Source organism: Streptomyces prunicolor, assembly GCF_045162825.1.
In the GTDB taxonomy this organism is placed as follows: Bacteria; Actinomycetota; Actinomycetes; order Streptomycetales; family Streptomycetaceae; genus Streptomyces; species Streptomyces prunicolor.
This window is the reverse complement of the sequence record NZ_CP108676.1, coordinates 4,100,207-4,127,128: the sequence shown is the minus strand read 5'-3', so window position 1 is coordinate 4,127,128 and position 26,922 is coordinate 4,100,207. Positions and strand designations below refer to the sequence as shown.

The window sequence follows — 26,922 nt, the reverse complement described above, 5'->3', positions numbered from 1 at the left end:
TCGCATTGCTGTGCAACCTGAAACTTATTTTACCTACGTGACCATCCATTGAGATTCAGGTAAGAACGTCGATAATCTTGCCAACAATCGCGCGAGCGGCCGACCGGCGCCGCTCCCTGCGTGTCTCACCCCTGCCTGCGACCGCTGACGAGCGGCGATGGGTGCTGCCCATGCGGCTGGGACGTCTTTCTGGAATTGATGGAATCGAAGGAGTCGTTCGTGAGTAGAGAAAGAACCCGTCTCGTGCGTACGAGACGGACCTGGCGTGGAATAGCCGGAGCCGTTACGGCGGTTGTGCTGGTCGGTGGCGGTTTCGCCGTGGCTAATGCCTCGACGGACACGCAGGCGAGTAAATCGGCCGCGGGCGCCAAGCATCCGGTCGACAGGAAGGCCACCGGCGTCGGTGCCGTGGTCAGCGCCGCCAACGAGTTCCTGAACACGCTGGACGCCGACCAGCAGGCGGAGGTGCTGCTGGACTTCTCGCAGGCGAACGCCACCGCGTGGTCCAACCTCCCGTGCGGCTCGACCTGCCGGCCAGGCATCCAGCTCGGTTCCCTGACGGACACTCAACTCGCCGCCGCCATGAAGGTGGTGAAGCTCGCCACGGGCACCGGCACGGGTACCGGGTACGACCAGATCACGCAGATCCTCAAGGCCGACGACGTGCTCAACGCCGCACAGGCCACCAGCTCCGCGGGCCCGGCGCCGTCGGACACCGCGTCGAGCACGGCCTCCGCGGACCCGTCCGCCACGGCCGACCCGTCCGCGAGCTCGACGGCCACCGACGCCCCGACCGACGTTCCGACCGGCACCCCGCCGTCCGGTGGCGCCGGCGGCGGAATGGGCGGCTACGGCAGCGGCGTCTACTTCCTGGCGTTCCTCGGCACCCCCTCGACGACGGGCACCTGGCAGCTGCACTTCGGCGGCCACCACCTCGCCGTGAACGAGACCTACAAGAAGGGGAAGGTGGCAGGCGCCAGCCCGTTCTTCGTCGGGGTCGAGCCCAGCAGCTGGACCGACGACGACGGCACCACGTACTCGCCCCTGGACGCGCAGCGCAACGGAATGCTCGCTCTGACCAGCAGCCTGAGTACCGAGCAGTTGGCCACCGCCAAGCTCTCCGAGTCGTTCAGCGACGTACTCCTCGGCCCGGGCCAGGACGGCCAGTTCCCGGAGACGAAGGAGGGCATCAAGGTCAGCACGCTCTCGCACAAGCAGCAGCAACTGGTCCTGAAGGCCATCCACCCCTGGATCGCCAACGTGGACGACGCCACCGCGAAGAAGCTCATGAAGACGTACGCGCATGAGCTGAACGAGACCTACGTCGCCTACTCCGGCGGCACCGCCCTCGACACCCAGGGCGACTACGTGCGCATCGACGGCCCCGGTGTGTGGATCGAGTTCGTCTGCCAGAACGGCCTCGTCTTCCAGGGCAAGGTCCACTATCACACCGTGTACCGCGACCACACCCGCGACTACGGCAGCGAGTTCACCTTCTCATGACCGGACCGCGAACTTGGCTGACCACAGCGCTACTTCGCCTGGTGGCCGGGATCGCGATCGCGGTACCGGCGGCGCTCCTCCTCGGGGCGTCGCCGGCCGCCGCGCATCCGATGCCGCACTCGGTGGTCCAACTCGACGTGTACCAGGCCTCGGTGACCGCGCGGCTGGCCCTGCCGGTCGACGACTTCACCCGGGCGAGCGGCATCGACCTCAGCACCATCGCCCCAACTGCCCTCTCCACCAAGGCCGTTGCGATCCGCGCCTACCTCGCCGAGCACATCCACCCGACCACCCTCAAGGGCGAGGCGTGGCAGGTCGGCATCGGCGCGCTGAGCCTCAGCCGCACCGAACAGACCTCCACCGGCCCGTACCGCGAGCTGATCGCGAAGGCCGTACTCACTCCGCCGACGGGAGCGGACGTACGCCACTTCACCCTCGGCTACGACGTGATCGTGCACCAAGTCATCACCCACGTAACGCTGGTGTCGGTGCGTCAGGACTGGGCCGCGGGTCGGGTCGAGGGCGACGGCGCCACGCAGGTGGGCACCATCCGTCTCGACGTCCGGCACATGAAGGTCCCGCCGCTCACCGTCGATCTCGGCGAGGGCAGCGCCTGGCGCGGCTTCGTCGCCATGCTCGAACTCGGCGGCAACCACATCCTCACCGGCACCGACCATCTGCTGTTCCTGCTCATCCTGCTGCTCCCCGCACCGCTGTTGGCGGCAGGCGGACGCTGGCGGGGCTTGGCCGGCCCGCGCGCGGCGCTCAGGCGCATCGGCGGTATCACCCTCGCCTTCACCGTCGGCCACTCCGTCGCCCTCGCGGCAACTGCCCTCACCCGCTTCGAGATCCCCGGCCGACCGGTCGAGGCGTTCATCGCGGCGAGCATCCTGGTCGGCGCGGTCCACGCGATCCGCCCGCTGTTCCCCGGCAAGGAAGCGATCGTGGCGGGCGTCTTCGGCCTGGGCCACGGCATGGCGTTCTCCTTCGTGCTCGCCGAAATGCACCTGTCCACAGCCCAGTTGGCGAGCAGTCTGCTGGCCTTCAACCTGGGCATCGAACTGGTCCAACTCCTCCTGGTCTGCCTGGCGTTGCCATCGCTGCTGGTCCTCGCGCGGTTGCGGGTGCAGCCCGCGCTACGGGTGGGCGGCGCGCTGATCACGGCCACGGCGGCTGTCGGTTGGCTGGCGGACCGGTTGGGGCTGCCCAACCCGGTGGCCAGGGCCGCCGACAGCGCGGGGTCCCATACGACGGGGATGCTGACGGTTCTTGTGGTGGCGGCGGCCGTGGCGGGTGCGTGGACGCTGGTCGAACGCCAACGGGGCCGCAGCCAGCCGGAATTGGAGAGCGCGGCGACGGGGACGGAGTCCGCCCCTGGACCGGCGGCACTCTCCACGCTGCCCTAGAAACGAGTGCGGGGCCGGGGAGTTGATTCCCCGGCCCCGCACCCACACCGCTACTTGCTGGTGCGGCTTACGAGGACAGCCACTCCGTGGCGTTGAGGGCGAGGGCGGCGTTGGTGGCGCCGGTGTCGTTCCAGCCGTCGTAGAGCGTGTTGCCGGACTGGCCGGTGCCGTCGTCGATCGGCGAACTGTCGCCCCAGAACGCGACCTTGCCGCTGCCGAAGGTGCTGGTGGCGAAGAAGGCGCCGGTGTTGCCGGAGTAACCGGAGCGGTACAGAAGGCCCTTGGCGGCGGAGTTGTCGGCCGGCTTGATCGTGGCCGTGGTGCCGTTGGCGATCAGGCTCTTGGTGACGGTGCCGAAGGAGCCGTGCAGCACGGCGTTGCTGCTGTCGCTGATGGCGGCCGGGTAGCCGGAGGTGATGTTCAGCGAGTCGATGGAGAAGCCGAACGGGTCGGTCGAGTCCACGCTGTTGTTGGTCATCAGGTCGTTGAGGATCTGGACCGCGTCGTAGCCGTCGTTGTTGCGGTCGGACCCGGTGTGGTCGGAGATCATGAACAGCCCGCCGCCGGCCTTCACGAAGTTCATGATGGCGGTCTTCTCGGCGGTCGTGAACTTGATGTTCGGCTCGGGCAGCACGAGGGTGTCGAAGTTCGACAGGTCGGTGGCCGACGAACCGCCGTAAGTCAGCGCGCTGGTAGCGGTCTTGAGGCTGTAGTCACCGGTCTTCTGCAGGGCGATGCCCCATGAGGAGAGCGCCCCGGTCCAGTCCTTGTCGGAGGACGGGGAGGAGTCCTGGGACAGCGGGTCGGGCTTGCTGGTGGAGATGATCCAGTCGGCGTTACCGGCCTCTTCGGCGTGGCCGTCGTCGAACAGGACGCGGTGGGTGGTGGCCGCGTGCGCGGGGGTGACGGTGGCGGCCTGTACGGCAGCGCCGGTGGCGAGCATGCCGAGGACGGTGAGGGCGGTGGTGAACCTGCGAGGTGACGTGAACTTGCCAAGTTTGAGCATCCGGTGAACCTCCGTGAAGTGGGGGGATTCCATCAGTGGGGGGTGGAATGAACAGGGGGGTGCGGGTGCTGCGGGTGTTGCCAAGTGCGATGAATCTTCGCGCGTAGAACGGTAGTTGAGTGATCACCGATCGACACAAGGGAGGACGGTACACAGAGGATCGGGGGTGTCGGGAGACCCTCTCGGCGGTTCACGTAGATCTCTTACTCGGCGATACCGAGGGCGGGGAAATGGCGCGGTGCCGGGTGCGATGACGCGCGGCGACCCGGCACCGAAGTGCTGACGTGCTGACGTTGAGGTGCTGATGATGTTGAGGTGCTGATGTTGAGGTGTTGCCGAACCGCCGCTACCGGACGTCGACGAAGTCGCCGGGAGCTGTGGCCGCGGCGGTGGTGGAGGTGCCCGCGAAGACGTAACGGTAGTAGCCGTCGACCGTGGCCTTGGTGGTGGTCTTCAGGACGCCGGTGCTGTTGGTCTTGACGGTCTTGAGGGTGGTGTAGGTGCTGCTGCCCTTCTTGCGGAACTGCAGCTTCGCGGGCTGGGACACATAGCCCGCGTACTTGCCCGTCGCCCAGTTCGCGCGGGCGAGCTTGCCCGTGACCGTGATGGTCTTGCCCTTCTTGACCGGCTCGGGTGTGGCGTTGGCGGTCAGCGTGGAGGCCTTCTTGATCGCGGCGGTGGCGACGTCGTCGTTGGAACTGGCGTTCGCGTACAGATCCCAGGCCCCCAGGAACAGCTTCCAGGTCCCGGCCACCCCGTTGCCCTTCATGTCGGTGGCGGGGTGGATGTTGAAGACGGCCCTGCAGGTGTACGTGCCCTGGGTCGCCGTCTCCGTGCAGGCGGGGTCGTCGTCCGTCCCCAGCCCGCCGGTGATGCCGTCCGTGGTCGAACTGTCGGTGCCCTGCCACAGGAACGCCTCGGTGAGGGCGATTCCGCTCGCGTCCGTGGCGGTGTACGTGACGGTGACGGACTTCGTGCCGGTGGTACCGAGGACGATGTCCTTGCCGCCGTTGATGACAGCGTGCGAGAACTTGGTGTTGCCCGAGGAGTCTCTGGGCTGAACTGCCTTGGCGGCGAAGGAGGTTAGCTTCGCCGCCGCCCCCGTACGCTCCGCCGCCTGGGCGGCCACCGGAAGCGCGAGCGCGGACAGGACGACGGCACCGGAAACGACGGCGGCAGCCGCAACGCGTATACGCATGAATCCCCCACGAGAACCTGAGAGGCCCGCCCAAGTGTCGCCTTGGCCGGGCCTGTTGATCTCCGCATGATAGGGATACAGGTCGGAAATGGTGAAGATCTCTTGTGCAATAAGTGCGTAATGGACAGTGGGGCGTGGGGAGTTGGTATCGACCAGGTTTCATCGACCGCGAACTGGACGACGCCAAGGAGGCCTTGAAGTGACCAGCCCTGTCCGCCCCTCAACGCCCCACGCCGCCGGGGAACCGGACCGGCCCCCGCGCAACCGCACAGCGCCCGCGCTCTGCGCCCTCGTCCTCACCCTGGGCCACCTGGCGACGGCGTACATGACGCTCCTCGCGTACGCGGCCAACCCCGCAGGCCCCTGGGACAGCGAAACGGCCGCCCACTCGAACTTCGCGTCAGGCACCGCCCTGGCTCTCACGGCCGTGACAGCGGGGCTGACTTGGGTGTTCGTCAAGGCGGACTGGCTCCGCAGGTGGTGGTACGCGGTCCCGTCGGCACTGGCGGTCGCGGCGCTGCTACGGCTGACGCTGCTGGCTCCGGAGTTGTGACCTTCGGGGTGGAACGGGTGGCGTCATCGGCGTTCTCCGCGGCCGGCTCATGAGTCACGCACCACGGGATGACGTGGGCAGCGAGATTCGACCGGTGAGCAGGGTGTCGTGGTTGGCGAAGAGCACGTCGAGGTCGATACGGCGGCGGATGTACGCCGTCCAGGTTGTGCGCGGTAGGTCTGTGTAGGCGGCGACCACGCGGGCGCGGTTTGCCTGGGTGAGGATCCAACGGGCCCGGTCTGCATCGCTGTTACGGCCGCCAAGGCTGCGCGCGAGCCGCCACAACTCCTCGCCTTCGCTGAGTACGTCGACCACGGCGACGAGGCCGATGTCGCCCAGGCCGCGTTCGTCGCTGGACTGGGTGGTGTAGGCGAGGGTGAGGGTTTCGAGGGGGAAGACGGTGACGCGGCTGGTTGCGGTCAGCTCGGTCAGGGACACGGGAAGGTAGTCCGTTTCTAGCGATAAATGGGGGGGGGCGGGCCGACCTTGAGGGAGATCGGTCCGCCCTGGTGAGGAGTTGGGGGATGCTGATCAGCAGCAGGGCCCGTCGCCGCAGCAGGCGGGCGGGTTGCATTCGGCGGCTGTGCCCCAGAGTTGGTCGTCGACCTCGAAGCCGGCCGCCCGGATCTTCTGCACGACCTCGGTCATCAGCCCGCCGGTACGGGTCTTGCTATTCGGCTGGTGGTGCAGGAAGTAACCGAAGCTGCCCTCACACCAGTTGGCGTACCAGTCGGTGTGGAGGATGAGCGTGTGCCAGCCGGGATCGACCTGTTGGGACGGGGCCATGGAGGCGCCTTCGCCCGTGGTGCCCATGACGAAGACCAGAGCGAGCGCCTGATCGACGACGCGGTCTGCGACGGCACGTTCGAGGCCGTACTCGTCGGCGCAGAACGCGGCGAGCATGTTGAAGTCAGTGTCGGGGACGAGGGAGTGGCCGGTACGGGTTGTGGTGGCTACGGCGGTGGTCATCGCGTGTTCTCCTTCGCGCTCGTATCCAGGCTGGGCGGGGTCGGACCCGGTGGCCTTTCGGGCACCGGTGGGGTGGTGTGGAGCACGGCTTCACCTCGCGGTTGAGGGATTTTCGGGTAGCCCACTTCCGGGAACTGGGCGTGGGCGTCGTGTATGTGGAAGAGGGATCTTCAGCCCGCCGTGAGACATGGCGAAGGCGTGTCGACGGTCGGGAGCAGCGAGGGCGTCATCGAGCTCGGGGCGCCCCAAGGGCGTATGCCGGCTTCGTAGGCTCACATTCGTGTGCCGATGGCGATCTGGTCGTTGTCGGCCAGCCGAATCATTGCCTGGAGCACGATTTTCAGGCGGCGCTCGTCGAGGTATTCCACCGCGGCGAGATAGCTCTGCTGCACGCCCACGATCGACAACACCAACCCGAGGAAAGCGCGCTCGCCTTCGTCGAGTCCCAGCGTGTAAAGATGCCCGGCCATGCCTTCCCACCGGCACGCCGTGATGCCGTCTTGTTGCGTCATGAGCGCTTTACGGACGTGGTCCCGAGCGAGAAGCAACTCCTCCTCGACGAGAGCCTGCACCGCGGTGCGGTCGCGGAGGCCGGCCGCAGACCGTACGAGAAGTTGGCCGAGTGGTGGTGAATCCGACTCGCCGTCCGTTGAATGCGAGGAGGGTGCGCTGGTCGCCATCCAGGGGCCGTCGCACAAGGCAGGCTTTGTGGTCATGACCAGGACGTTAGGCCGCGCAATTGCGCATAGAGATGGCGATTGCGCGTGATTGCGTATGCAGGGGCGCCGCTTGCGGCGGATTGGCTACGAGGGATTCAAAGATGCCCTTGCCCGCCCGATCAGACGGCGTGCTGGCGGCCCGTACTCGGCGGACTCGGCGAGCCAGTTCCACGCTCGCTCGTACAGTTGGATGTCTTCTTCGCCGGTGAGCCACAGCTCTTCGCTGATCGTCTCGACGATCACCAACCGACGGTCGTAGATCCAGAAGGCGTGCGGGGCCGTACGCCGCAACTGCGCACTGAAGGGCAGGATGCCGAGCTCGATCCGCCGCTGGCCCACCAGGTTGTACAGCCGGTCCAGCTGCTCTGCCATTACGTCCGCGGGGCATGAGCGGTGGTAGAGCGCGGCTTCGCAGACGAGGAACCGGAAGGTCTTTGCCGGGTCGTACAGCGACTCCTGGCGGCGCATGCGGGCTTCGACGGCGGCCTCGGTAGTTGGCGGGATACCTCGGAACTCCGCGTTGGAGTCGAAGATGACGCGGGCGTACTCGGGAGTCTGGAACAGCCCCGGAACGCGCGACACCTCAAGACCCCGGATCGTCTTCGTGGCGTCGGTCTGGCGTACGGCGATCTCCTGGCGCCCGCGGTGTCCGCCGGCCAGCTGGCGTCGCCAGGAGCGGTGCCGCTGCTTCATCTCCAGCCCGGCTCGCAGCCCTTGGAGTTCAGCCTCAACGTCTGGTCGGCCGCAGGCCTGCGCCCACTTGGTCAGGTCGGCTGCGGTCGGAGTCTGCTTGCCGTTCTGAAGCCGGGAGACCTTCGAGGGCTGGCAACCGAGCTTGGCGGCAAGGTCCAGACCGGCCTCGGTGCGCAACTCGCGCAGCCGCGCGCCGAGGGCTTCTCTGGCGGTCTGGTAGTCCGTGCTCACACGATGGAACGTACCCGCCTGGCGAATTCTTCGGTACGTACGGCATGGTGCCAGGCGGCGTCCCGAGCCTGGCAGGCGGCGAGGACTTCGGCAGGGTCCTCGGTGACGTACACGCCCAGCGTGGTGTCCTCGTCGTCGAACGCGAAACGGGCGAGGATCTCGGAGTCGAAGAGCCAGAAGTCGTAATCCGGAAGCCGCAGTTGCTGTGCCTGGACGCGGGTCAGGTGCCGGATGTCCTCTCCTGCGGAGACGTTGCTGGGCGCACTCGCAAGGAGGAACTCCTGTCCCTGAGTGGGCGGTTGGTCAACCACGCGGACACGCTCGAACCGCTTGCCCAGGGTGGTCTGCGCGCGCACGTTCTCCCGCCAGGCGTTGTCCGGTTCGCCGGCGATGTCCTCGCCCGCGAGGAACCGCGCCCACTTGGGACTGGTGCGGTCTGAGGCGTAGCCACGGCGTGTTTCCAGGCGCCAGGCGGTGTGCTTGAAGTCGCGAAAGAGCCCGGAGATCGAGGCGAACGGCTGGAGTTCGGGCGCATCACTCCTCGGCGCGTAGCGGCTCAGCAGACTGCGAGGCACACGGACGAAGGTCTCGGACTCCTTGACGTCCCGCAGTTGGGTGAGGTGCTCCGGGTCGGTTTCCCGTTCGCCCTGGACGAGGATCTCGTCCGTGCCCTCGATCTCGTACAGGGTGGGGCAGTCGCCGTCGTCGCTGGTCGTACCGAGGAACCTGAGCGTCATGTCACCCTCCGGATGCGGTTGTTGGAGATCCAGGATGCGTGGACGGGGCTTGGGCACGTCTCAGGATTGCAGCAGATTGCGCATCCTGTGGGGTTCGCTGAGATTGCGCGCAAGCGGGACTGGTCAGTGCTGATACGGCGACGCCGTACCAAGGCGGCCGGGCGAGGTCGGTTCACCTGGGCAACTCGCAGAGCACTTGCGCCAGATCACTTCGCGACCGACCTGCTTTCTCAGGCTCACAGCGCACTCGATTTCTTTCACATACTCGGAGAACGGCACCGAGTGAGCTAGCGCAATCCGCTTCCACTCCAGGTACGGGTAAGTTTCTCCCGCGAACACCTCTCGGCTGATCTGTGTCCCGTCCGGCCGGAAGTTGAGGTGCACTATCCGTTCCTCGTCGAACATCCACCAGTCGGTTCCCGACAGAGGCAGGCCGTAGTCCTCATATGTGACATCCAGGATGCGGATGCCCTCACCGGCTGCTAGGTTCCCCGGAATTCCCCATGCGAACTGGTACCGCTGATAGTCGGTCAACGGTCTCTGGACGACCCGAACTCGCCCAATACTGCGCCCCGATGCCACGTATCCGCGCACTCGTTCATGCCAGCGCGCATTGTGGTCGGCGGGCTTCGGCTCACGGCGAAGGAAGCGGGCGACGCTCTCGGCTTCCCTGGGCATGGAGTAGGTGGGCTGAGCCTCGAATCGCCATGCGTCACGCTCGTACGCATCGAATGTCCGCCGCCACTCGTCACCGTCCAAGAGCACGAACAGCCTCCTTGACCATTGACTGAGGGGTCCCCACCAGGTCTCACCCTACGACGGCTGATCAGTAGCTCAACAGCGCCCAGAGCTCCGGGAGTTCATGGCAGGATCTGCCGACATGGAATTCTCCGAAGTGGTCCGCCGGCGACGCATGATCCGTCACTACACCGACAAGCCGCTAACCCCGGAGGTGACCGAGCGCATCCTCGCCTCCGCGCTACGAGCCCCCTCGGCCGGCTTCTCCCAGGGCTGGGCATTCCTCGCCCTGACTGACCCGGCCGACCGCGCCCGCTTCTGGCCGTTCGTGCCGACGCGGGTGGAGAACACCCCGACCATGCAGGACGCTCCGCTGGTCGTGGTACCTCTGGCGCACAAGGCCGCTTACTTGGCGCGCTATGCCGAACCCGACAAGGGCTGGGAGGACCGCGCTGAAGCCCGCTGGCCCGCGCCGTACTGGTACATCGACGCGGGGATGGCGTCTCTGCTGATGCTCCTGACCGCGGTCGACGAAGGGCTCGGCGCCTGCTTCTTCGGGATCATGCCGGAGCATCTGGAGCCGTTTCGGGCGGAGTTCGGGGTGCCGGAAGAGTACGACCCGATCGGGGGGATCACGGTCGGGTACCGGGCCGACGATGTTCCTGAGCAGGGCGCCCGGATCGCGGAGCGGCGGCGAGCCGCTGAGGACGTTATTCACCGGGGGCAGTGGGGGCAGCATGCCTGAGGGCGAATGGCCAGCCGGCTTCAGTGTCCTCTCGGCTCCTCCTGGCCCAACTCGCCTATCAGGCAGTGCCAGGCGCGGGCTCGGATTGCGAGGACAGGGCCACTCACGTCCTTGGAGTCCCGCACGAGCACCCCAGCCGGGGTGAAGGCTGCCTCTACGCACTCGGTCGTATTGGCGCCGCTGTACGACGACTTGAACCAGACGGGTTCGGACATAGCGTGTGGGCCGACAGACATTCACAGCTCCTTGCGGGCGCGATGGATCATCGTGGAGGAAGCCTCCATGTCCAACGCTTGTGCACGCAGATACTCGAACGCAAGTCTGTATCGGCTCAGTTCCTCCTCCTTCTCCAGGAAGAGGGAGCCCGTATGGAAGTCGACGTAGACCACGTCGAGGGTCGGCTCGGTGCCGCCGATGATGACGAAGCTGCCGAGCGCGGCACCGTGGGCGCCTTGGGAGAAGGGCAGCACCTGAAGAGTGATGTGAGGCGACTCGTTGGCTTCGAGAAGCCTGTCGAGCTGTTCTCTCATGGTCTGCGGCGATCCGACGACGCGGCGGATCACTGACTCATCGAGGATCGCCCAGAGCCGCGGGGGCTTCGGGCGAGTGAGGATCTCCTGCCGCTGCATGCGGATGTCGACCAGCCGCTCGATCTCGGCGGTCTCCAGGGGCACTTCGTTGGCCTTCTGCAGTGCGGTGCTGTAGGCGCGCGTCTGCAAGAGGCCGGGAACATAGACACAGGCGAAGTGATTCTCATGCACGGCCTCGTCCTCAAGCGTGAGCAGCAGGTTCATGCTCTCCGGGATGGAGTCGGCGAAGGAGTTCCACCAGCCCTGCTGCTTGGCGTCCTTCGCCAGCCCGACAACGGCCTTGCGCTCGGCCTCAGTTGCTCCGTACTCGCGGCACAGCGCATCAACGACGAGCCATTTCACGGGCCCGGCTTGGGTCTCGTACCTGCTGACTGTCGCCTTGGATACGCCGACGAGCCCACCTGCCTCCTCAAGGGTCATCCCCTTGCGGGCGCGCAACTTTCGCATCATCGCGCCTAGTTGGCGGCGGCGGGTTGTGGTCCGTTCGGACATTGGGCTCCTTCGCCATGTGCCGGGCGGCAGGCCCGGAGATCCCCATCAGGCTAGGCAGCGGATCAGCAGGCCCACCATCAGATTCACCCGATAGATTCTCATGAGAAGTTACACAGTGAGAGTTCTCTGTGTCATGCTCGCTCACAGACCGCTACGCAGTGCAGCCGTACGGACACGGCAGGCGCAGCACGAGCGTGGCTTGGGAGGGAGGAGTGGCCATGCCTGGCTACGAAGTTGCTGAACCCCGACTTCGCTGTGTTCTGCCCTTTGAGGCAGCGCCGGCGGAAGTGCGACTGCTCCGGAGAGCCGTTGTCAGGCAACTGGGCCAGTGGGGCATGCCTGTTGCCGCTGACGAGGTAGAGCTGCTGGTCACTGAGCTGGCGACAAACGTCGTCAAGCATGTCGGCGAAGGCGTATCAGCGACCCTGATCCTTGAGTGGAGGGGTGAACGGCTCCGCCTTGAAGTCCACGACAAGAGCCAGGTGATGCCATCTATCAAGTCGCCAGACTGCGACCAGGAGTGCGGACGCGGTCTCCATCTGCTTGCGGCACTTGCTGTGGACTGGGGGACGGTCCTGACCGCAGTGGGTAAGGCAGTTTGGTGTGAGATCTCGATCGGCACGGGAGGTGCCTGTCGGCGAATTGAGCGGGCTGTTGAGGCACTTGAGAAGTACCAGGAGTCCAGCGGTGGTCATGCCCTGCGTCGAACGGGGCGGGTGGCAGGTCTAGATGAGTCGGCCGTCGAGCTGATCGCGGATCTGCTCCACTGGACCGTCGCTCGGGGGCATGACCCGGACGACATCCTCGACCGCGCCCAGATGCACTACGAAGCCGAAGCGGACGCGGCATAGCCATCGCATGCTGCTTGACGGTGAGGCTTGTATGGGATGTTCCGGCGTCGGGGCATCCCCCTTCCTGGCAATCTGCTTCCGCTTCTCCCTTACTCCTGTGCCAGGATGATCGTGGGCTGAGGTCGCGCGAGTTCAGGGGGATGTGCACATGGAGGATCCGGCACTGCTTCGGCGGTTTCACGCGTGGCTCCAGCCTGTGCCATCGCCGCAGGATGTTGCCCGCCTGGCCTTCTTTCAGGACGCTCTGATCGTTCTGGATACCAACGTGCTGCTCAGCCTCTACGAGTACACGGCGGAATCCCGAGAGGAAGTCCTTGCCGCGCTGGGCCAGGTCTCGGGGCACCTGTGGATGCCGTATCAGGTTGGGCTCGAATTCGTCCGCGGGCGTCGTAGCGTACTGGAGTCGCGCAAGCGTGTCCTCGCCGATGCCTCGAAGTCCGTCAATGCCAAGCTGATAACCGCGCGCAATGCGATCATCGCGGCGAAGGACACCGTGCGGGCTCAGTTGCAGAAGTACGCGCGGGTGCCAGCCGAGATAGATGCCCTGGAGCTCTTGGTTAGTGAGGCGGCTGTCAACCAGCATCTCGCCGTGTATCGGGACGCGTTCAAGGCTCACTTGGACATGCTGAAGAACGGGCATGACCTTACCCCGATCGACGTCGATACAGCTGACCCAATCTTGCCTCGGGTGGCAGAACTCTTTGGAGACCGCGTAGGTCATCAGCCAGAAGACAATCTGCTGCAGCAACGGTTGGACGAGGCTGTGGCGTTCAGGTTCCCCAATCAGATTCCTCCGGGCTTCGAGGACGTAGGCAAGGGCACTCCACTGCATACGGCTGGCGACTTCCTGATATGGGAGGAAGTGATTGAGCAGGCTGCTCTGCTCCCAGAAGGGAGCCGCCGTGTGCTCTTCGTGTCGAATGATGTCAAAGGTGACTGGTACGACATCAGCAACGGCCAGCAGCGTCCCTGGCCCGCACTGCTGGACGAGATCCAGCGTCGTGCCGGCGCCGAGCTGCGACTTGAGACACCGCCGGACTTCTACGCGGGTGTGGGCGAGTATCTGAACGCAGAGCTCGCAGACGACACGTACGAAGAGATCCGCCGGGTGTCTGAGACGTTCACCCCGCCTGTACTGGACGACAGCACAGTGGTGACGGCAAGGACGGCCGTGAAGGTAGCCCCACTCGGCGGCTTGCCGATCACCGCTTATCGGTCGGCCGGGCTGACCTCCTCGGCTGTACGTATCACGATGGAGTCGCTGGCATCTGCGGATCGCCTTGCTCAGTGGTGGCTCATCGGCGTCACGGCACAGTTGCACCGGCGAGAAGTCACCGAAGGGGAACCGAGGGTGGATATTGCCGCGGCGGTACGGGGTACTGATGCGCCTGGGCCCGACTGGAAGCCGGGCACGGTGCTGCCATCCGGGGAATGGCTCCATCGGGAGTCTTCGTGGATCGCTCCGTGGTTCCTTGACCTCTTGGGTTCTGTGCCGTCGGCCGACCGCGGAATCCTGAGCGCATTGGCCTCCGAGCAGGCAGCGGAGAGCCAACGCCCCACTGACTGAACGAGCTTGCGGGAAGGGTTCCCGTGACGCTTGCGGACGGACTGAAAATCGTCGCGTGACCCCAGTGCCTCGCGCGCTATCGTCGCCCCTCCGCTCTCACAATGAAGAAGGGATGCTGTCGTGCCTGCAGAGAACGAGGATCAGTTCGAGGCGTGGAAGAGCCTTAAGCCGACGTCGGCCTACGCGGTGCGGGAGCTGGGGGCCGCGTTTGAGGGGGAGGACTCCTCGCCGGACGACCTCATTGATGCTTACCTGTTCGCGAAACGCCACCTTGCTCAGTCCATAAAGGCATTGCTGCTCTCGCAACTACCCTCTGTGTGCCAGGAATTTGTGGAGTTGAGGGCCTGCATCGAGGCTGAGATGAAGAACCGTTACGCCGACGTGATCCCTGAGCGGTTCCTCAGGGTTCCCTACGGCAGCCAAGTGCACGAGCTCCTGTTCATGATCCTTCTGCGGAACCTTGGCAAGCGGGTCGACAGCGACAGGCTTCGCATCGTGACCGGGGACAAAACCCATTCAGAGCGCCGTGCGAGAGAACTCCGCGAGCTGGGGTTCAACATCGCAACGTCTGAGGCGGACGGCAGCCAGTACTACACCCTGGCCGACTTGGAAATCGACTACACGAAGGTGCCGGAGCTCATTGCGAAAGTGATCAAGAAGTCGGAATCACTCACCGAGGCTGAGAAGCACAACCTGACGGGCAGGCTGGCTGAGTAGCACTCCAGCTGCGGGGGCTCCGCTAGCGGCTGAAGCCGCTCCGCAGCTTCTTCTGCTCCACTAGCTGATTTTGGCCCGGTGCTGGGTGAACAGGTCATGCCGCTGGTGGTTGTCCTGACCGGTGAACGCCTTGAACTCACCGAGGCTGTATGCAATGACACCGTTGGACCGGGCCGTCATCGTCACTGCGAAGTCGTGACCAAGGTGGTTCAAGCGTCGCTCGACATCCGGCTGTTCAAGGAGAGTGCCCTTCTTGGCGAGCTTCTCAATGATCTGGTCGACAGTCAGAGGCCGCTCAGACCCACGGAGCAGCTTGTACACGGGATCCAGGACCCGGTCGGTGTTCTCCACGAGAGTCTGACGCTTGCCCTCCTGGCGGATGGCTTTCCGGATGGCCACTCCTAGCGCCTTGGCGACGGGCGGAGGGAACGCGTTGCCGATCTGTCGGTACACGGATGTCTTACGCCCGTGGAACCTCCAGCGGAACTCACCATCTGCGGTCGAGCTGCTGCCCTTGGGCGGCTCGATATCGTGCCAGCCTTGAATCCGGGCAACCATGGCGGTGGTGAGCTTCGGTCCTGGGACGCCGTCCGGAACTTGCCATCCCTTCTCCGGGGCATCGTTTGCCACGCCCATGGCGTCCACGCCCAGCTCTGCCCACGCCCGCTTGGCCCGTGTGGGACCGAGGTCAGCGCCACCGTGCTTCTTGGAACCGCCAACGATTGTGGGCGCGATGTCGTCTGCCCTCTTGACCCACTCGGCGACTTGGTCTTCTTCCCAACCTCTGCTTGCCATGAGGTCTTTGAGGAGCTCGCCCACCGTCGGCGGCTCTTCCTCGCAGAACGTCGGCCAGTCCCAGTACTCCGCGAATTCTCGCTTGAGGGCAACGAGCACAAACCGTGGCCGGAGCTGGGAGACGCCGAATTTGTTGGCGTGGAGGAGTTTCCAGTCGCCGATGTACCCGTACTCGTGAAGCCGGTCCAGGACATGCTGCCGGTAGGCCGTGAAGCGGTTGGCGCTGAGCCCCCGCACATTCTCCAAAAGGAGTGCCTTCGGCTGGATCTCCCCGCAGAGTTCGACCGCCCAGGCAAAAAGATCGCGTTCGTCATTGGCGCCCAGCTGCTTCCCCGCAATGCTGAACGGTGGGCACGGCACACCCCCCGCGAGCAGGTCGACACCTTTATGCTCTTCGGGGTTCCAAGTTTCGGGGTCGGCAACGTCGCCGATCTTTACAGCGTCTTCTGCCTCTTGCTTGCTGTAACCGAGGACTTCCTGCAGATTGCAGCGCAGCGTCAACGCAGCGTTCTCATCGAGCTCTACCGCGACACGGTGGCGAAATCCCGCCCGCTCCAACCCGAGGGTCTGGCCTCCCGCGCCCGCGCAGATCTCGACGACTTCGAGCTGCCTGTCACGCTCTGGCGCCGCCATTCGATCTCCTTTCAGGCGCGCAGGCTGAGCCAGCGCGGGGCCGAGGGTTTTGCGCTCGGCTCGCTATCACAGCGGGCATCTGATTGAACACAGATCCCGCAGCAGCACCCTAGTCGCCGATCTTCGACAGCGTCACCCAGTTGGGACGGCGAGCCGGGCGTGATGGTCAAGTCTACGGTGGCCCACTGACATGCATGAAACCCACAAGGCTCACGCACCACACAGTGGGACGGGAAGTGATCAGCCTTCGAGAGTGGTCCGTACCTCGTCGCGGGCATCGGCTGGCAGGCGCCGGTAGTTGTTCCACGCCCGATCCAGGGCGGTAGAGCCGCGTCGTCCGCGCTCGATCCACCGGAGAAGTCGGCGTCGGTCGTTGGGGTCTAGGGCCTTGATATCAGCCACGGTTTCATCGGCTCGGGCGGGACGGTCATCGCTTCCTGCACGGCATCGCTTGCACTCCGTAACGAGCAGGATTCGTTCTTGGCCATCCGGGAGTACGGTCTCGCGGCGGGTGATGGAGAGCACGGCAGTTTGGTTCGAGTCGTCCACATACGCCTCGCCGCCGGAGACACCGCAAATGCTGCACATGTAGTCGTCGCGGGCCATGACTGCCTGCTTCTCCTTGTTGGAGATGGCTTTCTGTGGTGCTGCGGCGCGGCGGGCCGCAGGGTCCCAGACAGGGACGCCTGCCTTGACGAAGCGCTGGTCTTCAGCCATCAGCGTTGCATCGTCGGCATTCGTAAAGACGACCCAGCCGTAGTCGCGGAGATCGCGTATGCGTCGGTCTGCCTGCGAGATCCCTGGGAAGGCGCTCCGGATCTGCTCCTTGGTGAAAGTGTGCCCCTCGCCGACGACTTGGATGAGCCAGAGCGCCCCGCGGACCATGGTTCCGGCCTTGAGCTCAGGGGCATCCCAGGCGGGCAGCGTCACGTCGTGCTCCGTTCTCCAAGTGATCAGACGTTGATTGTGGATGATCGGTGCACCCTGTGTCAGCGGGTCCTGCCATGATGCTGGGACACGCTGCGTCTGGTCGCTTGGAGGCTCTGGTTATGGCTGTGAAGTTCGGCGTCCCGCCCGAGGGTGAAAAGATTCGCTCACTGGTGGACGAACGTCTGAAACAGGCCATGGCCGAGGACGGCGCCAAGATCAGTGTGGAGTGGCGCGGTGAACAGAAGCACCTGCACGTCATCTCGATGCCCGTCAACATGCTCTACTTCAACCCGGATACTCACCGCATCCGCGCGCAGCGCACCCTGGATCCGGAGCGCAATCGGGTCCTTGAGGAAGAGCCGTGGAGTGAGCCTGCACAAACGTATCTGCATGACCTGCTGCGTTGCAGGCCATCGAACCCCAATCAGACCGACCCTGACTACACGGCGCTCCAGGACGAGCTGGATGACGTGGGCCAGCGGGAGCCTGGGATCATCAGCCCGGACGGCATTCTCGTCGATGGGAACACCCGCTGTGCCGCGCTGAAGGACCTGGGTATCGGGGACATCCGGGTGGGCGTGCTCCCTGCGGATACATCACGTCGCGATATCAACAGTGTTGAGCTTGCACTGCAGCTCCGTCGAGACAAGCGCCGCGAGTACTCGTACATCAACCGCCTCATCGCAATTGAAGACCAGCTTGCTGACGGTCGCCGTGAAGAAGACGTGGCTCGTGACTTCAACATCAAGAAGACCACACTCCAGCAAGACCGTTGGGTCTACCAGTTGGTCAACGACGCACTTGACCGTAGCCAGACCGCAACCGGTGCTGTTCTACGGCTGGTTGACTTTGAGGACCATCAGGAGAAGCTGCGTGAGCTTCACCGCGACTACACCAAGCTCGCCAAGACGGACCCGGACGCTGCTGAACAGCTCAAGGAGTCGCGTCTGGCCATGGTGGTGTTGAACTACGCGAAAACCACGGTGCGCCTTGCAGAGGCTGATTTCCACAGCCGTTACCTCGAAGAGCGCCTTCCTGATGACTTGCGGCCTGCGGCCCAGGAGTCCTCTGCTGTGTCGATTCCAGGCCTCGAAGGTGTCGCGATCCCGGATGCTACGGCGGCGGTGAAGACCACTCGGGCTCTGACGGATGCTCTGCTCCAGGCGAAGGCGACCGCACAGGCCGGCGACAAACTGGATGGCGCGACTGTGGCTCAGGCTGACACGCTCATCAAGTTGGCACGCCGGACCTTCGACGTTGCCGTGAAGATGGCAGGGGCGAATGCCGAGCTCCAGAAGCGCCAGGTAGCTGTCCCCGCGCGCCTTACCGACGCGGCTGACTACGTCAACCAGTGCGCCGCGGAGTTTGCCGAAGCCAGGGCCAAGCGTGCTCTCGACGAGGATGCGTTTGACGATGCCCTGCTCACGCTGAAGGCCAGTCTTGCCCGGTTGGCCAAACAGGCGGGACGCACCTTCACCTCTCCCGGCGATGGGGTTGCCTGGTTGCTCGATGCGACACGGGAGAACTGATGGCTGAGCAGCCTTCTGTGCCCAGCCTGGAAATTGGCTTCGGCGAGGGTGTGACGCGAGCGCGACTTCGAGCCGGGGCGAGCTATGAGAGCGATCTGCGACGCCTTGCTCTTCGATTCCAGAGCAGTGTGCAGCGCTCACCAGGAACCATGGAGGTTGAGATTGACGACCTCCTGACGAACTTGGTGGCGCTTGCTGCTTGGCCTGAACCCAAGAGCGTTGCCTGGGACCCTCAGTTGGCTGCGCTGGCGAGAGACTCCGCCATCGATGCTCAGACCGTTGCCAGACGCCTTGATCCGGCGGCGGGTTTGGACGGAGAAGTCGACCCTGAGGAAGTCGGCAGTCTGCTGGGCCACGACTGGGTAGCGGATCTCACCACGTTTCAGCGCCGCGACATTGCGAAACTGCTGTCTCTGCGTCATGGCGCCAACTTCTCTGTCCCCGGGGCAGGGAAGACCCGTGTAGGGCTTGCCGTCTTCCATAGTCTGAGGCGTACCAAGGGCGTTGAGCGGCTTTTGATCGTTGGGCCCAAGTCCTGTTTCGAGTCTTGGCAGTACGAGAACCAGGAGTGCCTGAGTGAGCCGCTGAGTATGGACGTTTTCTCCAGACACGCTGATCCGGGTGCGGACGCGCTCATTGTCAATTACGAGCGCCTGCGCCAGGACGGGGTCGTGAATGAACTCGGCCAATGGCTGGCTGCGCGGCCGTCGATGCTCCTGCTCGATGAAGCTCACAGGATGAAGCGCGGTGCCGACGGCACGGATGGTGCTGCTTGCCTCGCCCTCGGGCCTCGTAGCAGGCATCGGCTGATTCTTACCGGAACACCGGCTCCGAACGGCGTGAAGGACCTGGAGAACCTCTTCGGTTTCGTATGGCCGGGCCACGGGCGCCAGAAGGTAATCCAGGCAGTGGCCGGCGGAGATCTAGCCAAGGCGAGCCAGGTTCTGCGTCCCTTGTTCACTCGCACCACCAAGGGCGAACTCGGCCTGCCACCTGTGTCGACGAACCTGACACCCGTGCCTATGCCACCCCTTCATCAGGAGGTGTACGAGGCACTCGTCGGGCGGTTCTCCGCCCGTGCTGCTGGTTCGGAAGGCGACTTCCTCGCTCTCGGTAAGGTAATCGTCTACATGCTGATGGCGGCGACTAGCCCGGCACTACTCGCCGTTGGCACCACACGTTATGAGCCGCTGTCGTACCAGGTGCCTCCGCTTTCCGTGCCTGAGGGCACACCGCTCTTCGATTTGATGCGGGATCTTCCGAGCTACGAAATGTCGCCGAAGTACCGTGAGGTCCTCGCGATCGTCAACCGGAACGCCGCTCAGGGACGTAAGACACTCGTCTGGTCCACCTTCGTGCGCAGCCTTAACACGCTGGAAAGTATGCTCAGCGAGTTCTCGCCCGCTCTCGTCTACGGCGCGATGGGGGACGTGGACCGCGAGGTGGCGATCAAGCGCTTCCGGCACGACCCTGACTGCATGGTCCTCTTGTCCAATCCGGGCACCCTCGGTGAGGGCATCAGCCTTCACCATCATTGCCATGACGCTGTTTACGTGGACCGAGACTTCGCAGCCGGCCGTTTCCTCCAGAGCCTCGATCGGATTCACCGTCTCGGTCTAGCTCCGGAGACGGAGACTCGGATCACGGTGCTCGCTGCAGAGGGCACCATCGACGAAATTGTTGATCAACGGCTCAGCGACAAGCTGAAGTTCATGGGTGGCATCCTTGATGACCCGGCTGTCCAGCAACTGGCCGACCTTGAGGAAGAACCAGCAGTCGGCGGTGGCCTGGACCATCGAGATCTCCAGGCGCTGATGGGTCACCTTCGTGCCCGTGCCGCCTGAGCCGGTCCTGCGCGGGGCAGTTCGCTGGCTGGAAAGACTCCCAGTCAGCGGAACTGCACGAGTCCGTGCTCTCTTCACTACGCATGGCGACTTCAGCGACATCACACCAACCCAGTACGACGCGGCGTACGCCTGGATCCGGGAAACGGGGCTCCTCGGCGATGTGAACAGCGGCGTTCCGCTGAAGTGCAGAGTCTTTGACGCCGCTATGACCCAGAGCGGAGTGCCGTGGTTCCGGGATGCCGACCTGCTCATTCGGAGACCGGAAGAACTCCCCGAAGACGCCCTGCGCGCGGCAGAGACTCTTGGCTTCACACCGGAAGAAGCGTATGCGCAAGTGAGCACCGCCTGGGGAAAGGTGGACACCGAGGAGCGCTCCCGGATCGGTTCCGCAGGCGAACTGGCACTCCTTGAGTTGCTGTCCGAATCGGCGAAAGGTCGCGTGGAGCACGTCGCGGCGTGGTCTGACGGATACGGCTACGACATCTTTGTCGACGCCTATGAGCACTCCGCTCATCTGGAAGTCAAGACGACCGTCCGTGTAGGTCGACTCACTGTTTACATATCGCGCAATGAATACGAGACCATGCTGCGTGACCCGGACTGGGAACTCGTTACGGTACGGCTCAATCCGGAATTAAAGCTAACGGCAGTAGCCGCGGTCCCAAAGCAATGGATTGCGGACCATGTTCCCTCGGACCGCACTGCACGGGGCCGTTGGGAGTCGTGCCGACTTGACGTTCCGCCCGAGGTGCCCGTACCAGGAATTCCGAGCATCATGCCGATGCTGGCTAATACTGCGCCTGATGTGCTCAGAGGGGTGGCCGTACCCTAGCCAGATTTCCGCACTCCAGTGTCCGAGAGCAGGAACTCCTCAGGCTCCGCATCCCATTGATCGTCGTTGGGCTCGGGGCAATCTGCCAGGGGCTGCGTGTTCTCGAAGGCATCCTTGACCGTGGTTCGCCATTGATCGAGCGAACCCCGGATGACGAAAGGGCCAAGACCGAAGGTCACGCTGCCTTCATCATCGACGCGCATAGGTGCTGTTTCGTCGCCGACGGGTACGTCGCTGGCCAGGCCGGTGGCGGCAGCATCGAGCGCTGCTTCGAAGTCCGCGGGGTCGATCCACACGGTCCAGCTCTGGCCGTCGGCTTCGGCCTCTGCCACTAGCACGCTCCGGCCGGCTCCGATGTATGCAGCGAGCACGAGCGACTGCCGAACGCTGGTCTCGGCTGCCGTGAAGTCCGTGGTCAGGAAAGCAGGTCGGAACTGGTTGAGGAGGGTTGTGATCCGCTCTGCTAGCAGAGTTCTTCGAGCGGCCAGGAAATCGCGGTATCCCTCGGGTTCGAGTACGGCGGGGTCGTTCGGGATCGCGTGTGCGGCACGGTCGCCAGCGCTGACGCTTTGCATGTAGGCGGCTGGAGAGCGGCTGCCGATCATGTTTTTCGCCGTCTGCTCCGAGACGAAGACGATGTTCGCGAGTTCGTTGATCTCCGTGGTTGAGTACTTGCTGCCGTGAATGCGCAATTTCGTGGCGGGATGTACGAGGCTGTACTGCGGCTTGCCAGACCGGTCGACGCTCCCCGAAATAGGGCCCCCATCCCACCAGTCGGTGGCGCCGGCGTGAGCTGCTGCCAGGTAGCAGAACATCATGTAAGGGCTTTGGTGATTGCGCCCGGCCAGATCACTTGCGGTTACAGAAATCCCACCCTCACGGATCCCTAGGTTGGAAAGCAGCGCAGCCACTGGACTTTCAGCGTCGAGCGTCCTGATGTCCTGTGTCAGTGCCGTGTCCGAAGCACCGCCATACCGGTTGCGTGCTGTAGCGGCAAGGAACCAGTACAGAAGGCCGCTTTCCACCTCTTCCGGGACCTCTGTGCCTTCTTGGCGCCGTCCGTAGTAGAGGATCAGAGGGTAGAGTGCCGCGAGCGACGGCACCAAGGCGGTTGTCGGGATCATAAGTCTCTGCTCAAGGAGCGGTACGACGCGGGTGAGACCTCGTTGGACCTTTTCCCACCCTGCTTCGACTGTTTCCTTGCTGGCGGCGGTGAGCTTGGCTACGGACGCGAGGCGCTTCCCGGTGGTCGACAGACTCAATGTCAGGGCTTTGATAAGGAAGTTGACGTCGAGAGCTCCGTACCCGTGCTCTGCCCAGCGGGCTGATTCCGCTTCCAACTGCCCTAGGAATCCGGGCGTACGTGCGGAGAGTGTCGCAAGCGCGAGGTCCGTTGTTTTCAGCGCTCGTCCGCCACTGTTTACGCGGACGAAGATGTCGGCGACTTCCTCATATTCGAAGTCGTGCAGTACTTCCATGTGGAAGTCGCGCTGGTTGATCTTCTGAAGTGCGCTTAGCCGACGCCCGATCTCAGAGTCGGGAACGGCGAGTCCGGCTTCCTTGAGTTCGCCATGGATGGCGAACATGTCGGAATCAGGGCCGACGACGTCATAGACCTTGATCCACTTCCTGTTGCGCCGGGTAGCGGCACTCTGGTTTTGGAAGGCCTCTGTCTCGATGTTGAAGACAACCTGAGCTTCTGCGTGATCAGTGAGGACACGGAAGAGTGAGGTGAGCCTCTGTTGGCCGTCGAGCAGGTAAAGAGGCATGACGCTCGGAAGCGCTTGTGACATGCCGATCGCTGCTCCGCGGGTTTCGGCATGCTGGCCGGTCTTCCAGAAGAGAAGGGAGCCAGCCGGGTATCCGCGATACAGCGACTCAATGAGCCTGCCAACCTGCGATGCTTTCCACACGTATCCACGCTGGATCTCGGGGAGCATGATCTCTCCGGCCGCGATCTGCGTGATGAGTGTCCGGACGTCGCGGTTTGTGCGCTCGACCGCCACCTTGCCCCCAGTGTCCCGCGCGGTCGCGGTTCGATTGCCCGCACCCGCTGTGTCCTCGCTGCGAGCTCAACCAGACAGCCTCCCCACAGAAGCTGCCTACGCCGCCGCACTCGCTAGGAACAGGGTAGGGGAGGAGGAGGTCTTGTGGCCTGGACTCTTACATCGCAGAGGCGATGTGATGCGTTCACTTGTCCAGGGCCGGATGCCGCAGGCTCGGTGGCTTCAATGGGAGGGCTTGCCTTGCCGTGCTTTTCTGTCCGCGACTGTCTTACAGACCGTGAGCGAGCACTCTTCTGCTGACTCGTGTTCCCAGAAGCGCAGTACCAGCCAACCCGCCTCTACGAGCCGCTGATCCGTGTCGCGATCGCGCTTCATGTTGCGCAGGACTTTCTCAGACCAGTAACCAGGATTCGTTTTCGGCGGGACGTAGTGCTGGGGGCACCCATGCCAGTAGCAGCCGTCGATGAAGACCGCCACTCTGGTTGGGCGGAACACCATGTCTGCTGTTCGGCGAAGGTCTGGCAGGGGTCGAGCAGCGACGCGGTAGCGCAGCCCTTGGGCATGAACTAGGCGGCGGATCAGCTTCTCGGGCTTGGTATCACGGCTGCGGATCGCCTGCATGTTGCGACGGCGAGCTGCGGACGAGGCCCAGGAACCCTCTGGTGCTTCCCACTTGGGATCTTCGGACACGCAGCAGAGGGTAGTCCCGTGCGAAGCCATGAGCACGTGGTCTCGACAGGCTCCTGGCTTCGCACGGTGACTAAGCTTGGCGATCAGAGTCGGTAGATCATCACCGTTCGTCGCGACGGTAAGTCCACATCTCTGCCAGCAAGCCGTCTTGAACACGGATCAGCCAAATGAGCCCGCTCATCGTCGCCGCCGAACCAGACCCCCGACTCACCTCTCCAACCGCAGCCAGCAGCTCCCGCTCGCTCAACACCGCACTGATGTCGAAGCGCAGGTCCGGTTGAGCAGCCCGTACGCGCTCCACCGCCCGCCGAACATCATCTGGCCCCGTGATCTCCGGATGCGCGTGGTCCCGCCACTCCGGATGAAGAACCTCACCGGCGACAGCCGAATCGCCGGTGTTCCACATCTCGAAGTAGCGAAGTACCAACTCGCTGTCAGCTAGCCCATGTTGTGCAGCCGCCACCATCGCCCCTCAGCCCCCGTGACACTCCCCGTAAGCCCGTCCCGACCCACACCAACAACTGGCCCCCCGCTGAGGCGGCCAAACCACAGCCCGCCCCCGAGCCGCAAGGGTCGTCGCATACTGCGGCAGCAAGTCGGCATCCCCCGGCGAAGCCCCCTCCGACGCGGCGAACGCCTCGTAAGAAGGCACCGTCCCGGTCACGATCCCCAGATTCTGCGTACCGCTCGCCGCCAACTCCCGCAACGACCCCTCTATCGTCGCGAGGTGTCCCTCGTGCGAGGGATACTCCACCGCGAGGGACTCGTACGCCCCCACCAGCTCGGCCAACTCCCCCTCCGGCCAGTGCAGTACGGCCACCGGGAACGGACGCGACAACGCCTCCCGGAACGCGCCCAACTCCGCCCGCAGCCGGGAGATCTCGGCCTCAAGCTCCGCCGGGTTGTCCGACCCCAGCGACCACACCCGCTTCGGATCGTGCAGTTCGTCCAACGACACCGGCGACGAGGAGGACGCGTGGGCCGAATGCAACGTGTCCGCCAGCGTGTCCCACTCGTCGTGCGACACGCCCAGCATCCGCCGTACCCGGTGTCGGCCGAACAGCAACGGGTGGGTGGAGTAAGGGGGTTCGGGTACGTCGGTCAGGAGCAGGGTGACTCCCTCCGTGAACGTCTCCTGCGCCGCCTCCAGTTCGTCGTGGGCCTCCAGGGACTCCGCGACGATCACCCAGGGGGCGGGATCGCGAGGGGACTCCGTCCGTACCCCGTCGATGATGGCCCTGGCCTCGGCCTCGTGGCCGTACTCCCAGAGGTTCGAGGCCTTGAGGGCCCGTACCAGGTGCGGAGTCTCCAGGGTGTCCGGCGACGACAGCAGGCGGTCGTAGAGCGCGCTGGCGGCGGGGCGGTCGCCGGCCAGTTCCAGGTGGGCCGCGGCCTGGAGGAGCAGGGCCTCGGCGTCCTCGGGGTAACGGGCGGCGGTCCGCTCCAGGCGGGCCGCTTCGGCGGAGTGGTCGACGTTCTCGGCGGGCGTGTCGGGGCGCATGAACGACACGGTACTGCCGATGCCGACACAGATGGAGGCAAGGGGAGAGATATGCCCAGGTCGGCCGGTGAGAGTGCGGTAGGGGAGCGGTGTGCGGTCCCTCGGAGGCCGTGGCGCGGGGAACGGCGGGTGGCTTTCCGGTTGCCGCCAGTTTTACGGCCATCTCACCCCCCCGCACGGCCATCTCGCCCCCCTCACGGCTGCCTCGCCCCCCTCACGGCTGCCTCGCCCCCCTCACGGCCGCCTCGCCTCCACGACCCCACCCGCCCGCTCCACCCCGCTCCCCGCATCCACCGCGCCCCGCGCAGCCCACCCCATGACCCCCAACCCCACCCCCACAATCCCCGCCCCCACGAACAACGGCCCGGTGTACCCCCACCCCGCACTGATCACCACGCCCCCCAACCACGCCCCCACCGCGTTCCCCACATTCGACGCGGAGACGTTCGCGCTCGCCGCCAGCGGTACGCCCCCGGCCGCATCCGTGACCCGTGTGACCATCCCGGGGACCGTCGCGAAGCCGAACGCGCCCAGGAGGAAGACCAGGATCACCGATGCCGGGCGGCTGTTCGCCAGCAGCCCGAAGGTCACCAGCGTGATCGCCAGGCCGCTCAAGGACACCAGCAACGTCACGTCACGGTTGTGGTCCGCACCCCGCCCGCCCACGATGTTGCCGACGACCAGCCCCGTGCCGTAGACCACCAACAGCCACGCCACGTCCGTCGTCGAGAAGCCCGTGACCCGCGTGAAGGTGTACGCGATGTAGCTGAACGCGCCGAACATGCCGCCGTAGCCGAGGGCCGTGGCCGTCAGGGTCAGCCATACCTGGGTGGAGCGGAAGGCGCGCAGTTGTGAACGGAGGTCGGCCCTTCCTCCCGACACTCCTACCCCTCCCACCCCTCCCGCCCACGCCGGGATCAGCGCGGCGATCGCGATCAACGCCACCGCCCCGATCGCCGTGATCGCCCAGAACGTCGCCCGCCAGCCCCACCGTTCGCCGACGAGCGCGCCGAACGGCACCCCCAGCACGTTCGCCACCGTCAGGCCGGCGAACATCAACGCCACTGCCCGCGAGGCGCGTTCGGGAGGGACCAGGCGGCGGGCGACCAGTGAGCCGATGCCGAAGAACGAGCCGTGGCACAGGGCCGCCACCACTCGGCCGAGCAGCATCACGCCGTAGTTCGGGGCCAGCGCCGAGAGTAGGTTGCCTGCTACGAACAGGGCCAACAGGCCTACCAGGAGCGGCTTTTGGGGCAGGGCGGCCGTCGCCGCCGTCACCGCTATCGCGCCCACCGCGACCGTCAGCGCGTAGCCGGAGATCAGCCAGCCCGCGGCCGCCGTGGACACGTCCAGGCCGTGGCTCACCTGGGGCAGCAGCCCGGCGATCACGAACTCGGTCAGACCGATTCCGAAACCGCCGAGCGCCAGGGCGAGCAGGCCGAAC

At 64.9% G+C, this 26,922-nt stretch carries 25 protein-coding genes and 2 pseudogenes; 10 read left to right on the top strand and 17 right to left on the bottom strand.

Features of this window, described 5'->3' with window-relative positions:
- The first annotated feature begins 318 nt into the window (after nt 1-318).
- Together OG588_RS18550 and OG588_RS18545 are read left to right on the top strand one after the other, a co-directional pair.
- Entirely contained in the window at nt 319-1,503 is a 1,185-nt protein-coding gene (locus OG588_RS18550; protein WP_405948274.1) for a DUF3500 domain-containing protein, read from the top strand.
- Nucleotides 1,500-2,909, top strand: a complete 1,410-nt coding sequence (locus OG588_RS18545; RefSeq protein WP_405948273.1) for a HupE/UreJ family protein — start codon at nt 1,500-1,502, stop codon at nt 2,907-2,909. Before OG588_RS18550 ends, OG588_RS18545 begins: the two co-directional genes overlap by 4 nt.
- Before the next feature lie 73 nt (nt 2,910-2,982).
- Here the strand turns inward: OG588_RS18545 and OG588_RS18540 are convergent.
- Nucleotides 2,983-3,915, bottom strand: a pseudogene (locus tag OG588_RS18540) (hydrolase); the annotation flags it as partial.
- A 346-nt stretch (nt 3,916-4,261) separates the two neighbouring features.
- Entirely contained in the window at nt 4,262-5,113 is an 852-nt protein-coding gene (locus tag OG588_RS18535; protein ID WP_405948272.1) for a hypothetical protein, read from the bottom strand.
- Nucleotides 5,114-5,312: 199 nt separating this feature from the next.
- On the opposite strand from OG588_RS18535, the gene OG588_RS18530 reads away from it, so the two are divergent.
- Nucleotides 5,313-5,666: a hypothetical protein gene (locus tag OG588_RS18530; protein ID WP_405948271.1), complete on the top strand. Its 354-nt coding sequence runs from the start codon at nt 5,313-5,315 to the stop codon at nt 5,664-5,666.
- 54 nt (nt 5,667-5,720) lie between these two features.
- On the opposite strand, the gene OG588_RS18525 is transcribed toward OG588_RS18530, so the two are convergent.
- From OG588_RS18525 to OG588_RS18500, 6 genes and pseudogenes are all read right to left on the bottom strand, one after another.
- A complete protein-coding gene (locus OG588_RS18525) occupies nt 5,721-6,104 on the bottom strand; it encodes a hypothetical protein (RefSeq protein ID WP_405948270.1) in 384 nt (127 codons plus the stop codon).
- A 93-nt stretch (nt 6,105-6,197) separates the two neighbouring features.
- On the bottom strand, nt 6,198-6,635 hold the full coding sequence (locus tag OG588_RS18520; protein WP_405948269.1) for a hypothetical protein: 438 nt from the start codon (nt 6,633-6,635) through the stop codon (nt 6,198-6,200).
- A gap of 272 nt (nt 6,636-6,907) precedes the next feature.
- Nucleotides 6,908-7,351 carry a hypothetical protein gene (locus OG588_RS18515; protein WP_405948268.1) on the bottom strand — a complete coding sequence of 148 codons (444 nt, stop codon included), beginning with the start codon at nt 7,349-7,351 and terminating at the stop codon, nt 6,908-6,910.
- A gap of 87 nt (nt 7,352-7,438) precedes the next feature.
- Nucleotides 7,439-8,278, bottom strand: a complete 840-nt coding sequence (locus OG588_RS18510) for a helix-turn-helix domain-containing protein (protein WP_405948267.1) — start codon at nt 8,276-8,278, stop codon at nt 7,439-7,441.
- Entirely contained in the window at nt 8,275-9,015 is a 741-nt protein-coding gene (locus OG588_RS18505; RefSeq protein WP_405948266.1) for a DUF6879 family protein, read from the bottom strand. Before OG588_RS18505 ends, OG588_RS18510 begins: the two co-directional genes overlap by 4 nt.
- Before the next feature lie 246 nt (nt 9,016-9,261).
- Nucleotides 9,262-9,780 (bottom strand): annotated as a pseudogene (locus tag OG588_RS18500) (DUF6879 family protein); the annotation flags it as partial.
- Between the two features lie 115 nt (nt 9,781-9,895).
- On the opposite strand from OG588_RS18500, the gene OG588_RS18495 reads away from it, so the two are divergent.
- A complete protein-coding gene (locus OG588_RS18495; RefSeq protein WP_405948265.1) occupies nt 9,896-10,498 on the top strand; it encodes a nitroreductase family protein in 603 nt (200 codons plus the stop codon).
- A gap of 20 nt (nt 10,499-10,518) precedes the next feature.
- On the opposite strand, the gene OG588_RS18490 is transcribed toward OG588_RS18495, so the two are convergent.
- Both OG588_RS18490 and OG588_RS18485 read right to left on the bottom strand, forming a co-directional pair.
- Nucleotides 10,519-10,734 carry a DUF397 domain-containing protein gene (locus OG588_RS18490; RefSeq protein WP_405948264.1) on the bottom strand — a complete coding sequence of 72 codons (216 nt, stop codon included), beginning with the start codon at nt 10,732-10,734 and terminating at the stop codon, nt 10,519-10,521.
- On the bottom strand, nt 10,735-11,580 hold the full coding sequence (locus OG588_RS18485; protein ID WP_405948263.1) for a helix-turn-helix domain-containing protein: 846 nt from the start codon (nt 11,578-11,580) through the stop codon (nt 10,735-10,737). It lies immediately after the preceding gene.
- A 218-nt stretch (nt 11,581-11,798) separates the two neighbouring features.
- Between OG588_RS18485 and OG588_RS18480 the strand changes: the two genes are divergently transcribed.
- The 3 genes from OG588_RS18480 to OG588_RS18470 all read left to right on the top strand — a co-directional run bounded on the left by OG588_RS18480 (nt 11,799) and on the right by OG588_RS18470 (nt 14,715).
- On the top strand, nt 11,799-12,431 hold the full coding sequence (locus OG588_RS18480) for an ATP-binding protein (RefSeq protein ID WP_405948262.1): 633 nt from the start codon (nt 11,799-11,801) through the stop codon (nt 12,429-12,431).
- Nucleotides 12,432-12,579: 148 nt separating this feature from the next.
- Nucleotides 12,580-13,998 carry a PIN-like domain-containing protein gene (locus OG588_RS18475; RefSeq protein WP_405948261.1) on the top strand — a complete coding sequence of 473 codons (1,419 nt, stop codon included), beginning with the start codon at nt 12,580-12,582 and terminating at the stop codon, nt 13,996-13,998.
- Nucleotides 13,999-14,118: 120 nt separating this feature from the next.
- Nucleotides 14,119-14,715, top strand: coding sequence for a hypothetical protein (locus OG588_RS18470; protein ID WP_405948260.1), 597 nt, complete (start codon nt 14,119-14,121; stop codon nt 14,713-14,715).
- 60 nt (nt 14,716-14,775) lie between these two features.
- On the opposite strand, the gene OG588_RS18465 is transcribed toward OG588_RS18470, so the two are convergent.
- Complete coding sequence (locus OG588_RS18465; protein ID WP_405948259.1) at nt 14,776-16,143, bottom strand: DNA cytosine methyltransferase; 1,368 nt, start codon at nt 16,141-16,143, stop codon at nt 14,776-14,778.
- Nucleotides 16,144-16,383: 240 nt separating this feature from the next.
- Nucleotides 16,384-17,073: a hypothetical protein gene (locus tag OG588_RS18460; RefSeq protein ID WP_405948258.1), complete on the bottom strand. Its 690-nt coding sequence runs from the start codon at nt 17,071-17,073 to the stop codon at nt 16,384-16,386.
- Nucleotides 17,074-17,192: 119 nt separating this feature from the next.
- Here OG588_RS18460 and OG588_RS18455 point away from each other — a divergent pair, with 119 nt between their 5' ends.
- The 3 genes from OG588_RS18455 to OG588_RS18445 are packed head-to-tail and all read left to right on the top strand — an operon-like array spanning nt 17,193 to nt 21,281.
- Nucleotides 17,193-18,602, top strand: a complete 1,410-nt coding sequence (locus OG588_RS18455; RefSeq protein WP_405948257.1) for a transcriptional regulator — start codon at nt 17,193-17,195, stop codon at nt 18,600-18,602.
- The gene (locus OG588_RS18450; RefSeq protein WP_405948256.1) at nt 18,602-20,446 is read left to right on the top strand and encodes a DEAD/DEAH box helicase; all 1,845 of its coding nucleotides are present in this window, start codon (nt 18,602-18,604) and stop codon (nt 20,444-20,446) included. Before OG588_RS18455 ends, OG588_RS18450 begins: the two co-directional genes overlap by 1 nt.
- The gene (locus OG588_RS18445) at nt 20,436-21,281 is read left to right on the top strand and encodes a protein NO VEIN domain-containing protein (protein ID WP_405948255.1); all 846 of its coding nucleotides are present in this window, start codon (nt 20,436-20,438) and stop codon (nt 21,279-21,281) included. The genes OG588_RS18450 and OG588_RS18445 overlap by 11 nt, the downstream gene beginning before the upstream one ends.
- Here OG588_RS18445 and OG588_RS18440 read toward each other — a convergent pair.
- The 5 genes from OG588_RS18440 to OG588_RS18420 form a co-directional block, all read right to left on the bottom strand.
- Nucleotides 21,278-23,287 (bottom strand): DUF262 domain-containing protein, encoded by a 2,010-nt coding sequence (locus OG588_RS18440; RefSeq protein WP_405948254.1) that lies wholly within the window; start codon nt 23,285-23,287, stop codon nt 21,278-21,280. The genes OG588_RS18445 and OG588_RS18440 overlap by 4 nt on opposite strands.
- Before the next feature lie 222 nt (nt 23,288-23,509).
- The gene (locus OG588_RS18435) at nt 23,510-23,977 is read right to left on the bottom strand and encodes a very short patch repair endonuclease (RefSeq protein WP_405948253.1); all 468 of its coding nucleotides are present in this window, start codon (nt 23,975-23,977) and stop codon (nt 23,510-23,512) included.
- Between the two features lie 100 nt (nt 23,978-24,077).
- Complete coding sequence (locus tag OG588_RS18430) at nt 24,078-24,443, bottom strand: ester cyclase (RefSeq protein WP_405948252.1); 366 nt, start codon at nt 24,441-24,443, stop codon at nt 24,078-24,080.
- Between the two features lie 6 nt (nt 24,444-24,449).
- Nucleotides 24,450-25,478: an SEC-C domain-containing protein gene (locus OG588_RS18425; RefSeq protein WP_405948251.1), complete on the bottom strand. Its 1,029-nt coding sequence runs from the start codon at nt 25,476-25,478 to the stop codon at nt 24,450-24,452.
- 234 nt (nt 25,479-25,712) lie between these two features.
- Nucleotides 25,713-26,867, bottom strand: a complete 1,155-nt coding sequence (locus tag OG588_RS18420) for an MFS transporter (RefSeq protein ID WP_405948250.1) — start codon at nt 26,865-26,867, stop codon at nt 25,713-25,715.
- Nucleotides 26,868-26,922 lie beyond the last annotated feature (55 nt).